The following is a 13,059-nucleotide window of genomic DNA, read 5'->3' on the forward strand; positions in this document are numbered from 1 at the left end:
CCGAAACCCCTACCAGCCGAGCCGCCCAGACCGTGAACCGCGCGAGTTTGTCGGTATAGGAGCTTTTCGGGCGATATGGACGCCTTTCGGCCACCTGGCATAAACGGCGACGTACCCACCCTGATCGCATGGAAGGACATGAAGACCGTTCAGTCCAACAGGTCGGGCTGTTCCTCGACGATGATCTGGTAAAGAGCCTCGAAGGACCACCGCGCGCCCACCTCACTGGCGAGCTGGCCCGCGGTGAGCCGGGCGGTCTCGTCGTCGAGAATCCGCAACGCGCCGGCGGCTGAGGCGACGAGCTGGGCCTTGGCAGCGCGTTCGGCGGCGATGAACCAGTAGGCGGCTGACTCCACGGAGGCCCCGACGGAGAGCAGGCCGTGGTTGGCGAGGATCGCGAGCTTGCGCCCGCCGAGGGCTTCGGCGATGCGACGCCCCTCGTCCGTGCTGAGCACAACGCCGTTGTAGCCCTCGAAGATCACATGATCCTCGAAAAAGGCGCAGGCGTCCTGGGTGATCGGATACAGCGGCTCACCGATGGCTGACAGCGCCTTGCCGTACAGGGAGTGCGTGTGCGCGGCGGCGACAACGTCCGGCCGGGCCGCGTGGATCTGCGAGTGGATGGCGAACGCCGCGGTGTTCAGCGGCCCGACGCCCTCGACGATCTCGCCAGCATCGTTGACCAACAGCAGGTTGGACACAGTGATCCGGCGGAAGTCGACACCGGCCCGATTGACCCAGAAGTGGTCAGGCAGCTCCGGATCACGCGCGGTGATGTGACCGGGCAGCCCTTCGCCCAGACCCAGCTGGCCGAAGATGCGGTACGCGCCGGCCAGGCGCTGCTTTCGGTACAGCCGCTCCTCGACGACGGTCCGCTCCGGTTCGGGCCGCGGCCAGGGGCCACCGACCGCGGGCGCGACGATGTTCGACCGGTCCCACGAACCCGGCTCCGGGCCTCCCACGCTCGCATCCGCCAGCACTGCGATGTTTTCCGTGCTTATGCTCATCTCTCCGCTGCTCCTCTCGACGGCTTCACCGTTTTCTCTTCCCAATGCAGCAGGGCACGGCCGGCATCGGCGTAGACAGCGTCGTCCTGCGGAGTGTGTACACGACCGCACAGAACATTTCGATAATGACGCTCCAACGGGTTCGCGCGGGACAGCCCAGGATTTCCGGTCAGTGCAACGGCCGCGCCCACCGCGCGGATCGCGGCGTTGGTGACCGTCGACTTCACGGCGTTGGCACGGGCGGCGGCTACGGCGTCCCCCGCGTCGACCCCCCGCGCGGTCGTCTCGAGTAACACCCGAGCCGTCGTCAGCATGACGTCGATCTCCCCGACGGCGGCCTGGAAGCGCGGCAGGCTCGCCAACGGCTTACCCAGGTTGGACGGCACCCGCTCATGCAGAAAACCGATCAGCCAGTCCCGGGCGGCCTCGGCGACCCCCAGGTAGATCGTTGAGATGGCGAGAGCGCCCCAAGATAGGATCATGAACCCCGCTGTCGCCGCATCCCGCAGGCGGGACAGGGGGCGGAGCCCCACCCCCGCGTCGGCGTCCAGCCGGACCCGGTCGAAGACAACGTCATGGCTTTCGGTCGCCCGCATCCCGATGTGGTCCCAGGTACGGATGATCTCTATACCCGCGCTGTCAGCCGGTACGACAAAAACGCCGACCCGCGGCTCCCTGGCCCCCGAGCCCGCCGCCGGCTCGGCCACCCGCCCAACGGGGCCGGCGGCCGGGCCGGTCGCCGCCCACACCAGCATCCAGCGCAGCACCGGCGCACCAGTCGAATAGATCTTGTGACCGGTGAGCTCCCAGCCGTCCCCTGTCCAGCGGGCCGTCGTGGCCGGCAGGCCGCCCCGCGAGGGACTGCCCAGGTCGGGCTCCACCCGCAGGTGGCTCACCATCGCGCCCTCCTCCACCGTGGACCGTGCCACCCGCGCATACACGTCCTCGGCCCATCCAGCGCCGTCACCGAAGCGCGCGTGTGCCAGGTATGTCATCGCGAGAACGAGCGCGGTCGCTGGGTCGCCGTGGGCGATTGTGCCGAGCACGTCGAGCACGGTCGAGATGCCCGCGCCGGCTCCGCCATAGGCGACCGGGACGGTGAGCCCGGTCAGCCCAGCCTCGTGCAGCCGCGCGAGGTTCGCGACCGGGAAGGTCCCCGTCCGGTCGTGTTCCGCCGCGGTCACGGCGAATTCGGCGGCCAGTTCCGTCAACAGGTCCCGCTGAGGCGGCCCGACGGATGCGGGTGCGCTCGGACTCGACATGGAGACCCTCCGGAGGAAGACTGCGCCAGGTCCAGGCTCCCGGCGGCCATCGTCTGGAGCTGGAGAACACCACTATCGAATATGACATATTCTACCTTGTAGGGTGTTTTAGCCAGGCCCGCAGCCTCCAGATAGAGCCGCTGCCGCTGGTATCCGCTCTCCCCGACGCGGGGGGTGGCGCCGGCGAAGCTCATCGGGAAACATTCGGATGCGGCCCGTCCGAATGAGAGCTATTTGTTTTGAAAGTCCCGTATTCGCCATTGTGATAAATCAATGGCGACGTACTGTCCTCCTCGGTGTGCGCCTGTAGCACACGGGCCACCAGCAACCGATGGTCACCGGCGGTGAGCCGATGTTCAAGCCGGGCCCGTATGCCCGTCGAGTTCATCGGTCTCGTCTCCGCTACGGCCGTCACCTGATCCCGCTCGTCCGTGCGGAGGTCGCCCGGCGCGACCGGGGTGAGGCCGCGAACCGTAGCGCGATCGCACCCGTCCCCGCGGCCCTGGCCGCGCATGGAGCGAGTACGGGCTGACGCCCACGGCAGCATGTCCCAAAGGCCTCCGGCGGTGCGGCACCACGATCGCACCGCCTTCGGCTGGCATGCCCCAAGGGCCTCCGGCGGTGCGGCACCACGATCGCACCGCCTTCGGCTGGCATGCCCCCAGAACCTTGCGGAACGTAACCGGTTCACCGTGTTTCATACCAGCCACGAACCCCGCGTGGGACGAATCTCCGACGGACCTCTTGGGGTGTGTGCGGGCTTTGCCAGGAACCAGCTGGACGCGGCTCCCTGATCGAACGACGACTCCCGAAACACACCGTAGCGCGGCTAACAAGGTACCTTGGCCTGATGGACAGCGCTACCGAGGCTCAACTCGCGTCGGTACTCCGCCTGTCCGTGATGCGCCTGTCGCGCCGGTTGCGCCAGGAACGCTCCAACACGCTGACCCCCACGCAGATCGCCGCTCTTGCCACGCTGAAGCGACACGGCTCGATGACTCTCGGCGAGCTCGCGGCACACGAACGGGTACAGCCACCGTCCATGACCCGGGTGGTCGCCCATCTCGCGGAGACCGGCCTGGTCGCTCGCAGCGCGCATCCCACCGACGGCCGTCAGGTCATCGCCGGGATCACCGAGGCCGGCCTCAACCTGTTGGAAGCCGACCATCGCCGGCACGACGAATGGCTCGCCGAACGGTTGGCGTCGCTCAGTCCGGACGAGATAGCCGCTCTTGAACGGGCCGCGCCCATCCTCGACACCCTGGCTGGTTCGTGACGCCGTACGGCATCCGCGCCCCGCGCCGGCCGGCGGACCGGCCTACAGCTCCACCCAGCCTCCGCCGGCCCGGGACACGTCGGCGGAGGCGAGCAGCCGGGCGATCGTAAGGAGATCGTAAAAAGTCGCGCCGCGCACCAGCGCGGAGTCATTGAGCTCGGTGACCCGGACGACGTCGTAGGTTGCCTCGACGAGACCGGGACGCACGCCCGGGACATCGCGCATCAACAGGTCGCGCGTACCGTCCCAGTCCTGTCGCAGGACACGGCGCCCCTGCACCACTATCCTCCCGTCCGTGCCACAGATCGTGATCGTGGCAGTGTCCAGCCGGCCGCCGGGCCTCTCGTTGACCAGCACCGTGGCGCCATTGGACGACAGCAGCGCAAGGGTCACGGGCGCGTCAGCGGCAAGGCTGGCGGCGGGCATGGCGGCCGGGTGGGCACACACGGCGATCACCTCCCCGCACCAGCGACCAACAAGATCAATTATCTCAGCCCGGCCGGATGGCCCGGCTGGGGCCGCGAGCACGGTCACCTGGGTGATCCGGCCGAGCGAGGGGATCGACGCCTGCACATGCCAGGCTGCCGGCCAGGCCCGTCCATCGAGGGCGACCACGTGCGCGAGATCGGACTCCTCGGCAAGATCCGCAATGGCCCGCAGCGCGTCGGGATCAGCGGTCGCCGGACGTGACAGGAGCACGTGCAGCCCTGCCTCGACAGCCCTTCGAGCGATCACGTCAGAGCCGGGCGGCGCCATCTCAATACACACCGCCTCGACTTCGTCCGACAGCATCGCGACCAGGTCCGCGTAAGCTCGGGGCGCCTCAGCCTCGGCGGCCCAAGCCAGCGACTCCAGCGGCTCGGGCGCGAGGAGGCCCACCACGTCCACACCCGCGTCACGCAAGACCGAAGCGGTCATGCGATCGCTACCATCCGTTACCAAAACCATCGCACCTGGAAGATCAGGCTGGTAGTGCCGAGCGTCACGGCGGCGTTCACGCCATTCGCGCGCGCCTGCCGGGTCGCGTGAGGCCACCAGCTCGGGAACCGTCGTCACCCCCCGATAGTGCCCGCCACCGCGGCAGCCTGGAGCGTAATTCGTAACTACTCCGTCTCAAACTCTTCGCGTGAAAAAATTCACGTATTTGTTAAATAATTAATATTATTTCTATTTTCGCGAATCAGTGGAGGAGGACTGGTACCGCGGATGCCCCAGGAGCACCCGGCGCCCCGCGCCGCCCGGAGATCCCGGAGCAGCCTCCGAAGCCCGCGCCGAAACCCGTATCCGGCCGGTGCCGGGGGTGTCGTGACCCCGGCACCGGCCACAGCCACAGCCACAGCCACAGCGCAACGGCCGGTGCACCACCTGTGGACTCGGACTTTCCGAACGCGCAGACTCTGCTGGGTGTGGCTCGAATGTTCGTGGCTCTGGTTCCACCGGCTGATGTCGTCGAACCGCTCCTCAACGCCGTCAGGCGGCTACGGGGCGACCATGGGCAGCTTGCCGCGGAAGTGCGCTGGGCGCCGCCCGACAGCTGGCATATCACGCTCGCTTTCCTCGGCGAGGTGCCGGCCGCCGTTCTTCCTGATCTCACCAGACGGCTGGCCGATGTCGCCCGCAAGCATCCGCCGCCGTCTGTGACCATTGCCGGGAGCGGGCGTTTCGGCTCCCGGGTCCTGTTCGCCGATGTCGACGAAGAACCACTGATGCCGCTGGCCACGGCGGTGGCACGGGAGGCAAAGCTGGCTGGCGCGACCGGCCTCGATGACACGCGGGCCTGGCGTGGCCACCTGACCCTCGCGACCATCGCACGATCACATCCGGGACGCAGGCAGAGCGCGGCGGACTCCACCGAGCCGACCGGGCCGGATCTGCGGCCGATGACGGCTGCGCTCGCCCACGTCTCCTGCCGAACGTGGACGGCAAGGGCGTTGACGATGCTGCAGAACGCCCCCAGCCTCGGACGGCGTTACGAGACTGTGGCCAGCTGGTCGCTGTCCGACGGGACACCGTGACCGTCGCGCTGTGACCCGCGGGAGCACCTACCGATACCCGATCCATCCAGCCCACCGGCTCCGGCCTGTCGGTGCGGGACCCGGCGCCCATGCTGGACGTTACGGCGTGTTCCGGGAGGCGTTGTTCGACCAGGGAACCGGACAGCCGGCTGTCGGAACATGCCCTGGCTCCGGCAGCCTCGGTGGTATTCGGAAATCGTGAGCGCGGGCCATCAACACAGTTTTCCCTGATATTCACATCCAACGATCAGCTAACAGACGTCGATGCATCCACATACACCTCGCCAGGGCTTGGTGAACGGCGCGCCAACGCCATCACAGTGCTGGGGCCCCGCGCTCAGAACCCCGTGCCCAGAACCCGGCGACGGCGTGCCGGTCGCGGCATCGGACCGCGGCACGCCGGTCGGGACACCCCGGCTCCGGTCCGGCCGCGGCGGATGTCGTGCCCGGAGAAACCCTCCGTCATTCGTGATCGGTTTGGCTGTGCCCCGCTCCCCACGATGTTGAAATCCCTTACCAACAGTGCCATGTTAAGGACATGGAGCATTGCCGCGGAACGGTCCGTAAGGGGTGTCGCAGGACACGCCGGGTGAACGCTACCGATCACAGGCGTGTGGTGGCGCGAACCGCGAGACTTGGGGGCAACTGTTGCCTACCGCCGAACCGGCCCAAGCAGTCCACACCCGGACGCCACAGCCAAGGCGCGTGTATACCGATGTGATCGCTACAGCGAGAGGAGTCCGGCGTGTCCGAGCAGGTCAGCACCCTGACCGTCACTGATAACCGCACCGGTCAGACCTATGAGATCCCGATTGCCGACGGCGCGATCCGGGCCAGCGCCCTGCGGGCGATAAAGGTTGACGAAGGCGACTTCGGTCTGATGACCTACGACCCGGCTTTCACCAACACAGCAAGTTGTCGCAGCGCCATCACTTTCATCGACGGGGATGCCGGCATCCTGCGCTACCGCGGATTCCCGATCACCGAACTGGCGGAGCGGAGCAGCTTCCTTGAAGTCGCTTACCTCCTGCTCGCCGGGGAGCTGCCTACAGCCACGGAACTGGCGGTGTGGGAAGACGAAATCACCCACCACACTCTCGTACACGAATCGATCAAGAAATTCATCGACGGCTTCCACCACGACGCGCACCCGATGGGCATGCTGCTGTCGACCGTCGGCGCCCTGTCGACCTTCTATCCGGACGCGAAGGAAATAACGGACCCAGGGCTGCGGCGGCTACAGATCGTGCGCCTCATCGCAAAGATCACAACCCTGGCCGCGTTCTCCTACCGGCACTCGATCGGGCTGCCCTACGTCTACCCGGACAACGACCTGTCGTACGCGGGCAACTTCCTGAACATGATGTGGAAGGCCACCGAGCTCAAATACGAGCCGGACCCGAACCTCGAGCACGCCCTCGACGTTCTGTTCATCCTGCACGCCGACCACGAGCAGAACTGTTCGGCAAACGCGATGCGCGCGGTCGGCAGTTCCCAGGCCGACCCGTTCTCCGCGACCGCGGCCGCGATCTCCGCGCTGTACGGCCCGTTGCACGGCGGGGCCAACGAGCAGGTGCTGCGGATGCTCACCGATATCGGGTCGGTGGAGAACATTCCCGCCTTCATCGCGAAGGTGAAGGACGGCAAGAAGAAACTGATGGGCTTCGGGCACCGGATCTACAAGAACTACGACCCGCGCGCCCGGGTGATCCGGCAGGTGGCCGATGAGGTATTCAAAATCACCGGCACAAACCCACTGCTCGACCTGGCCATGGAGCTGGAGCGGATCGCGCTCGAGGACGAGTACTTCATCAAGCGCAGGCTGTACCCCAACGTCGACTTCTACACCGGCATCATCTACCAGGCGATGGGCCTGCCAGTGGAGATGTTCCCGGTGCTGTTCGCGATCGGCCGGATGCCCGGCTGGCTCGCCCAGTGGGAAGAGGGCCTGCTCGACCCCGAACAGAAGATTGCCCGCCCACGCCAGCTCTACATCGGCTATGACAAGCGTCCGTACTCACTGATCGAGGACCGTTCCCCCGACATCGGCGGCGAATCCGACTCGATCGCGGCCCTCGCGGCCCAGGCCGCTCCGACACGCCCTCGCCGTTAGGGCGTGTTCGAAAGCCGGCTGTCCGGCTCGCCACGCCCAAGCGGCCCCTGGCCGCGTTCTCGGCCACACCGATACCCACTCATCCGGTATCGGTGTGGCCCGCGGCCTTACCAGCAAGCAGCTGGACGCGGCTCCCGGCCCGAACGCACCTATTGCCGGATGCTCTCCAACGGTCATCTCTCGAAGCGCGCGAAACAAGGCCTTTCGCGTCAACCAGCCCTCGAAAGACCACAAAAAGACCACAATCTGGGAAATCCGGAACGGTTACAGGCGTTCGACCACATAGTCGATGGCAGCGGTCAGCGCGTGGATATCAGCCGGCTCGACTGCCGGGAAACAGGCGATCCGCAGCTGATTGCGGCCGAGCTTGCGATACGGCTCAACATCCACAATGCCGTTCGCGCGTAGCGTGCTCGCGACGACCGCCGCGTCCACACCGTCAAAGTCGATGGTGACCACGACCTGTGAACGCTGCGCTGGATCGGTGACGAACGGTGTCGTATAGGACGTCTTGTCCGCCCAGGTGTAGAGAATGGACGACGACTCCGCCGTCCGCCGCACACACCAGTCCAGACCACCATGGGCGAGCATCCACTCGACCTGGTCCGCGAAAAGGAAGAGGGTGGCGACCGCGGGGGTGTTGTAGGTCTGGTCCTTGGAGCTGTTGTCCCGGGCGGTCGTGAGGTCCAGGAACGGCGGGATCCACCGGCCGGAGGCGGCGATCTCGGCCAGCCGCTCGATCGCGGCCGGTGAGAGCAACGCCACCCACAGCCCGCCGTCAGACGCGAAGCTCTTCTGCGGCGCGAAGTAGTAGGCATCGGCCTCGCGGACATCAACGGGCAGTCCACCGGCGCCAGAGGTCGCGTCAACCAGGTGCAGCGCGCCCGTGTCCGCTCCGACCGGCCGGCGGACCGGCTTCGCCGCGCCTGTGGATGTCTCGTTGTGCGGGGTGGCGTACACGTCGACACCCGGCTCGGGCACCCAGTCCGGATGGCTGCCGGGCGCCGAGGTGATGATCGACGGCTCGGCGAGGAACGGCGCGCCCTTCGCGGTGTCGGCGAACTTGCCGCCGAACTCTCCGAACACCAGGTGCTGCGAGCGTTCCCGCACCAGGTTGAACGCGGCCGCGTCCCAGAAGGCGGTGGAACCACCGACGCCGAGCACGACCTCGTAGCCGTCGGGCAGCGAGAACAGGTCAGCGAGGCCCGCACGGACGCGACCGACCAGACTGCGCACGGGCTGCTGCCGGTGCGAAGTGCCAAGCAGCGACGTTCCGGTCGCGGCGAGCTGAGCGACCGCTTCGGGACGGACCTTGGACGGTCCACAGCCGAAACGCCCGTCAACCGGACGCAGCTGCCCGGGGATGACGATGCCGTCAGGCATGAACGTCCCCCAGCGGCCGGGGAGCCGGACCGATGTAACGCGCGGACGGGCGGATGAGGCGTCCGGTGCGCTTCTGCTCGAGGATGTGGGCACTCCAGCCGGCGGTACGGGCACAGGTGAACATGGACGTGAACATATGCGGCGGTACCTCGGCGTAGTCCAGCACGACCGCCGACCAGAACTCGACGTTCGTCCGGAGCGGGCGGTCCGGGTAACGGTTCGTGAGCTCCTCGATGGCCGCGGCCTCCAGCGCCTCAGCCACTTCGTAACGATGTGAGCCGAGGTCACGGGCGGTCCGCCGCAGCACCCGGGCGCGAGGGTCCTCCGCGCGGTACACCCGGTGGCCGAAGCCCATCAGCCGTTCCTTGCGGTCCAGCGCACGACGGACATAGCCGACCGGGTCACCGGTGCGCTCAACGTCATCCAACATCGCGAGCACCCGGGACGGCGCTCCCCCGTGCAGGGGGCCGGACAATGCCCCGACCGCCGACGACAGCGCGGCCGCCGCGTCCGCGCCGGTGGAGGCCACCACTCGGGCGGTGAAGGTGGAGGCGTTCATACCGTGCTCAGCCGCGGACACCCAATAGGCGTCCACCGCCTGGACATGCTTGGGATCCGGCTCCCCCCGCCATCGGATCATGAAACGCTCGGTGATTGTGCGGGCTTTGTCGACCTCCTTCTGCGCGACGGCGGGCTGACCGAGACCGCGGGCCGCCTGCGCGACGAAGGACAGCGCTACCACCGACGCCCGCGCCAGATTGTTCCTGGCCTCGGCATCGGAGATGTCGATGAGCTGGCCGAAACCCCAGTAGGGGGCGAGCGTCGCCAGCGCGCTCTGCACGTCCACCCGGATGTCACCGGAATGCACCGGCAACGGAAAGGGCTCCGCCGGTGGCAGACCCGGCTCGAAGGAGCCGTCGACGAGCAGCCCCCACACATGGCCGTAGTCGACCTTTCCCACGAGATCCTCGATATCGACACCGCGATACCGCAGCGCGCTGCCTTCCTTGTCCGGCTCCGCGATCTCGGTCTCAAAGGCGATCACGCCTTCGAGACCGGGCTTGAAGTCGCTTGTCCTGTCGGCCATCGAAGTCCGGGCTCCGCTTCCTGTCCCCGGCCGGTGCCGTTAGGTGGTACGCCGGGCCGCTCCCGAGCACCGAACGCCAGCCGTAACTGATATGATCTTTCTACCTCGCCAAACTCACTGAATTGCCTGCCTGCATCCTGCCCTGTTGTCGGGGGCAGTGCCACATTCGCGCAGACCCCGCACCGTCCAGCAGCGTCCGGCGTGCCTGAACCCTACCCACCGGCTGGGCGTCCCCGGCACCACGCCACGTGATGACCCGCGGAAATGGGCCACCGACCCGTCAGCGACATCCAAGCAGCGCGATAAAGAGTGATACAAATCACAAAAAGCGAGCGACGCCGCACCGATTCTGGCTCCGCCAGAACGTGACACCGTGTGCTCACTATAAGAGCGCCCGGCAATAGGGGCGTGGATCAAGGAGCGGGGCTGGGGTGCGTGCATCGCGAGGCGGCGGAGGGAGTCACCCTGGTGCTGGGTGGCGACCGACGACAACGCGGCGAGGTGCGTGCCCCAGCCCCGCGACGCCGCGTCCCTATTGCCGGTCGCTCTAAGTTTCCCGCTCAGCTACTGGTAGGCAGCTGCCAGGATTGGTCAGGTGCCGCAGCACCCGAACCACGCTCAGCCGCGGGCCGCGCCGAACCCGGCAGTCCAGCGGCGTGATTACACCACCGGCGGGTTGTCCGAGGCCGATCTCGCCCCTACCTGGGTCGGTCAGTTCACCCGCTGGTTCACCGAGACCTCCGCCGTGGCCGCCGAACCGGGATCAGCGCTGGCCGAACCGAACGCGATGGTGTTCGCCACCGCGGACGCCCGCGGCCGGCCCAGCGCCCGCACCGTCCTGCTCAAGGCGTTCGACGAACGCGGCTTCACGCTGTTCACCAACTACACATCCCGAAAAGGACACGACGCCGCGGCAAACCCGTACGGCTCGTTGGTGTTTCCCTGGCATGCCCTGGAACGGCAGGTCGTCGTCACCGGCTCGCTGGAGCGTGTGTCGGCCGAGGAGACGGCAGCCTACTTCCACGCCCGCCCGCGCGGCGCCCAGCTCGGAGCATGGACGAGCCGCCAGTCCGAGACAATCACCTCCCGGGAGGTGATTGAGCGACGCCGGGCGGAGCTCGACGCCCGCTGGCCTGAGCCCGCACCGGTCCCGGTGCCCCCGTTCTGGGGCGGGCTACGGCTCGTCCCAGACAGCGTCGAGTTCTGGCAGGGCCGCCAGGACCGGCTTCATGACCGGCTCCGCTACCGCCGGACCAGCACAGACAGGACCAGCACAGACAAGGAGCGCCAGCTGCCCCGCGATGAGTGCTGGGTCATCGAACGCCTGTCACCATGAGAAGGATCGGCTTTGCGGCAAGTAACCGCGCGACGGCCCTGAGCCGGGCACGGGTGCCCGGCCGGCGGATCGCCCACACCGTGCTGACCGACCTCGGGCCGCTGCGGTCCTACCCGGCCTACCGGCGCGTATGGGCCGGCGAAACCGTGTCCGCGGTCGGCTCAATGATTACCACGACCGCGGTGCCGCTACAGGTCTACGACATCACCAGGTCCTCGTTCGCGGTCGGGCTGACCGGTCTGATCACCCTGGTTCCACTGATCATGTTTGGGATGTTCGGCGGAGCGATCTCGGATGCCGTCTTCTGCTTGAAAAAAAAAGCTGATCACCTCGTGCGGGCTGGCCGCGGTGTCGGCCGGGCTGTTCGTCCTCGCGCTGGTCGGCCCGCGCACGGTCTGGCCGCTGTTCACGCTCGTGGCTGTCCAGTCCGCGCTGGTATCTGTCGACCAGCCGGCCCGGCGGTCGATGATGCCGAGCCTGGTACCGCTGCGGGCGCTGCCCGCCGCCACCGCGCTCCAACAGATCGGTTGGAACATCGCGCTGACCACCGGGCCGCTGCTCGCCGGGGTGACGATCACGGTGTCGGGGTATCCCGTTGCCTACGGTATCGACGCCGTGACCTTCGGGGCGGCCCTCTACGCGCTGGCCCGGCTGCCACCGATGCCACCGACCGACGGCGGCACCCGGGCCGGTGTCGCGAGCGTCGTCGACGGGCTGCGCTTCCTGCGCGGCCAGCCGATAGTGGTCATGACCTTCGCCATAGACATCATCGCGATGGTTTTCGGGATGCCGCGGGCGCTGTTCCCGGAACTCGCCGGAACACAGTTCGGCGGCGGCGCGCGAACCGCCGGGCTGCTCTACTCCGCCGTTGCCGCGGGCGCGCTCGCCGGGGCGGTGGCCGGGGGCTGGTTCGGACGCGTCCGGCGGCAGGGACTCGCCGTCGTCATCGCAGTGATCATTTGGGGCGTCACGATCGCGATGTTCGGCCTTGTCCACAACCTCATCGCCGGTGTGCTGCTGCTCGCCATCGCCGGCGCGGCTGACATGATCAGCGCGGTGTTCCGGAACGCGATACTCAATGTCGCCACACCGGACGCGATGCGCGGGCGTCTCCAGGGCGTGTTCATCGTGGTCGTCGCGGGTGGCCCACGCCTGGGGGACCTTGAGGCGGGGACAGCGGCAACCGTGTTCTCACCGACATTCTCGGTGGTCAGTGGCGGGCTGGCATGTGTTGCCGGAGCCGTGTTACTCGCGGCGGCCGTTCCGTCGTTTAGCCGCTATGACTCCCAGGCCGCCATCACCGCCGCCGAGAGCCGCGAGGTGACGCGGGAGCCAGGCGAGGACCCACTCTGACGATCTCCGGAAGGTATGCGCTGAACGTCAGCGAATAGGCCGTAGCCTGTGATTTTTCAACTACCAGAGATCATGTAACGCAACCAACGAAACAAGCCCGACAACCTACGGCGCCAAAACGTTAGCCCCACCTTCCCGCATGCCTCTTCGGTACATACCACCCGCTCGCAAACGCCGAAAAGGGGGTTGGTATGGTTCCCCGGAAACGCGGCTGTGACGGTGGCCAC

At 67.3% G+C, this 13,059-nt stretch carries 11 protein-coding genes; 5 read left to right on the plus strand and 6 right to left on the minus strand.

From position 1 onward, the window contains the following. Positions 1-149: 149 nt before the first annotated feature. From MJ785_RS00600 to MJ785_RS22095, 3 genes are all read right to left on the minus strand, one after another. A complete protein-coding gene (locus MJ785_RS00600) occupies positions 150-1,007 on the minus strand; it encodes a class II aldolase/adducin family protein (RefSeq protein ID WP_239308761.1) in 858 nt (285 codons plus the stop codon). Further along, entirely contained in the window at positions 1,004-2,269 is a 1,266-nt protein-coding gene (locus MJ785_RS00605; RefSeq protein WP_239379883.1) for an acyl-CoA dehydrogenase family protein, read from the minus strand. Before MJ785_RS00605 ends, MJ785_RS00600 begins: the two co-directional genes overlap by 4 nt. Before the next feature lie 190 nt (positions 2,270-2,459). Then, positions 2,460-2,816 carry a flavin reductase family protein gene (locus tag MJ785_RS22095; protein ID WP_370652833.1) on the minus strand — a complete coding sequence of 119 codons (357 nt, stop codon included), beginning with the start codon at positions 2,814-2,816 and terminating at the stop codon, positions 2,460-2,462. Positions 2,817-3,119: 303 nt separating this feature from the next. On the opposite strand from MJ785_RS22095, the gene MJ785_RS00615 reads away from it, so the two are divergent. Beyond that, entirely contained in the window at positions 3,120-3,545 is a 426-nt protein-coding gene (locus tag MJ785_RS00615; RefSeq protein WP_239312742.1) for a MarR family winged helix-turn-helix transcriptional regulator, read from the plus strand. A 42-nt stretch (positions 3,546-3,587) separates the two neighbouring features. Here MJ785_RS00615 and MJ785_RS00620 read toward each other — a convergent pair whose 3' ends face one another. After that, positions 3,588-4,601: a Gfo/Idh/MocA family oxidoreductase gene (locus MJ785_RS00620; protein WP_239312740.1), complete on the minus strand. Its 1,014-nt coding sequence runs from the start codon at positions 4,599-4,601 to the stop codon at positions 3,588-3,590. Positions 4,602-4,912: 311 nt separating this feature from the next. On the opposite strand from MJ785_RS00620, the gene thpR reads away from it, so the two are divergent. Together thpR and MJ785_RS00630 are read left to right on the plus strand one after the other, a co-directional pair. Next, positions 4,913-5,560 (plus strand): RNA 2',3'-cyclic phosphodiesterase, encoded by a 648-nt coding sequence (gene thpR / locus MJ785_RS00625; RefSeq protein ID WP_239312737.1) that lies wholly within the window; start codon positions 4,913-4,915, stop codon positions 5,558-5,560. Positions 5,561-6,305: 745 nt separating this feature from the next. Beyond that, positions 6,306-7,673 (plus strand): citrate synthase, encoded by a 1,368-nt coding sequence (locus MJ785_RS00630; RefSeq protein ID WP_239312734.1) that lies wholly within the window; start codon positions 6,306-6,308, stop codon positions 7,671-7,673. A 264-nt stretch (positions 7,674-7,937) separates the two neighbouring features. Here the strand turns inward: MJ785_RS00630 and serC are convergent, their stop codons facing one another. Together serC and MJ785_RS00640 are read right to left on the minus strand one after the other, a co-directional pair. Then, on the minus strand, positions 7,938-9,056 hold the full coding sequence (gene serC, locus MJ785_RS00635; RefSeq protein ID WP_239312731.1) for a phosphoserine transaminase: 1,119 nt from the start codon (positions 9,054-9,056) through the stop codon (positions 7,938-7,940). Next, on the minus strand, positions 9,049-10,143 hold the full coding sequence (locus MJ785_RS00640; protein WP_239312728.1) for a citrate synthase 2: 1,095 nt from the start codon (positions 10,141-10,143) through the stop codon (positions 9,049-9,051). Before MJ785_RS00640 ends, serC begins: the two co-directional genes overlap by 8 nt. A gap of 595 nt (positions 10,144-10,738) precedes the next feature. Between MJ785_RS00640 and pdxH the strand changes: the two genes are divergently transcribed. Next, positions 10,739-11,479 carry a pyridoxamine 5'-phosphate oxidase gene (pdxH, locus tag MJ785_RS00645; RefSeq protein ID WP_239373879.1) on the plus strand — a complete coding sequence of 247 codons (741 nt, stop codon included), beginning with the start codon at positions 10,739-10,741 and terminating at the stop codon, positions 11,477-11,479. A 348-nt stretch (positions 11,480-11,827) separates the two neighbouring features. Then, positions 11,828-12,832 carry an MFS transporter gene (locus tag MJ785_RS00650; protein ID WP_239379885.1) on the plus strand — a complete coding sequence of 335 codons (1,005 nt, stop codon included), beginning with the start codon at positions 11,828-11,830 and terminating at the stop codon, positions 12,830-12,832. Positions 12,833-13,059 lie beyond the last annotated feature (227 nt).

It is taken from the genome of Protofrankia sp. CiT1, from assembly GCF_917627335.1.
Lineage (GTDB): Bacteria > Actinomycetota > Actinomycetes > Frankiales > Frankiaceae > Protofrankia.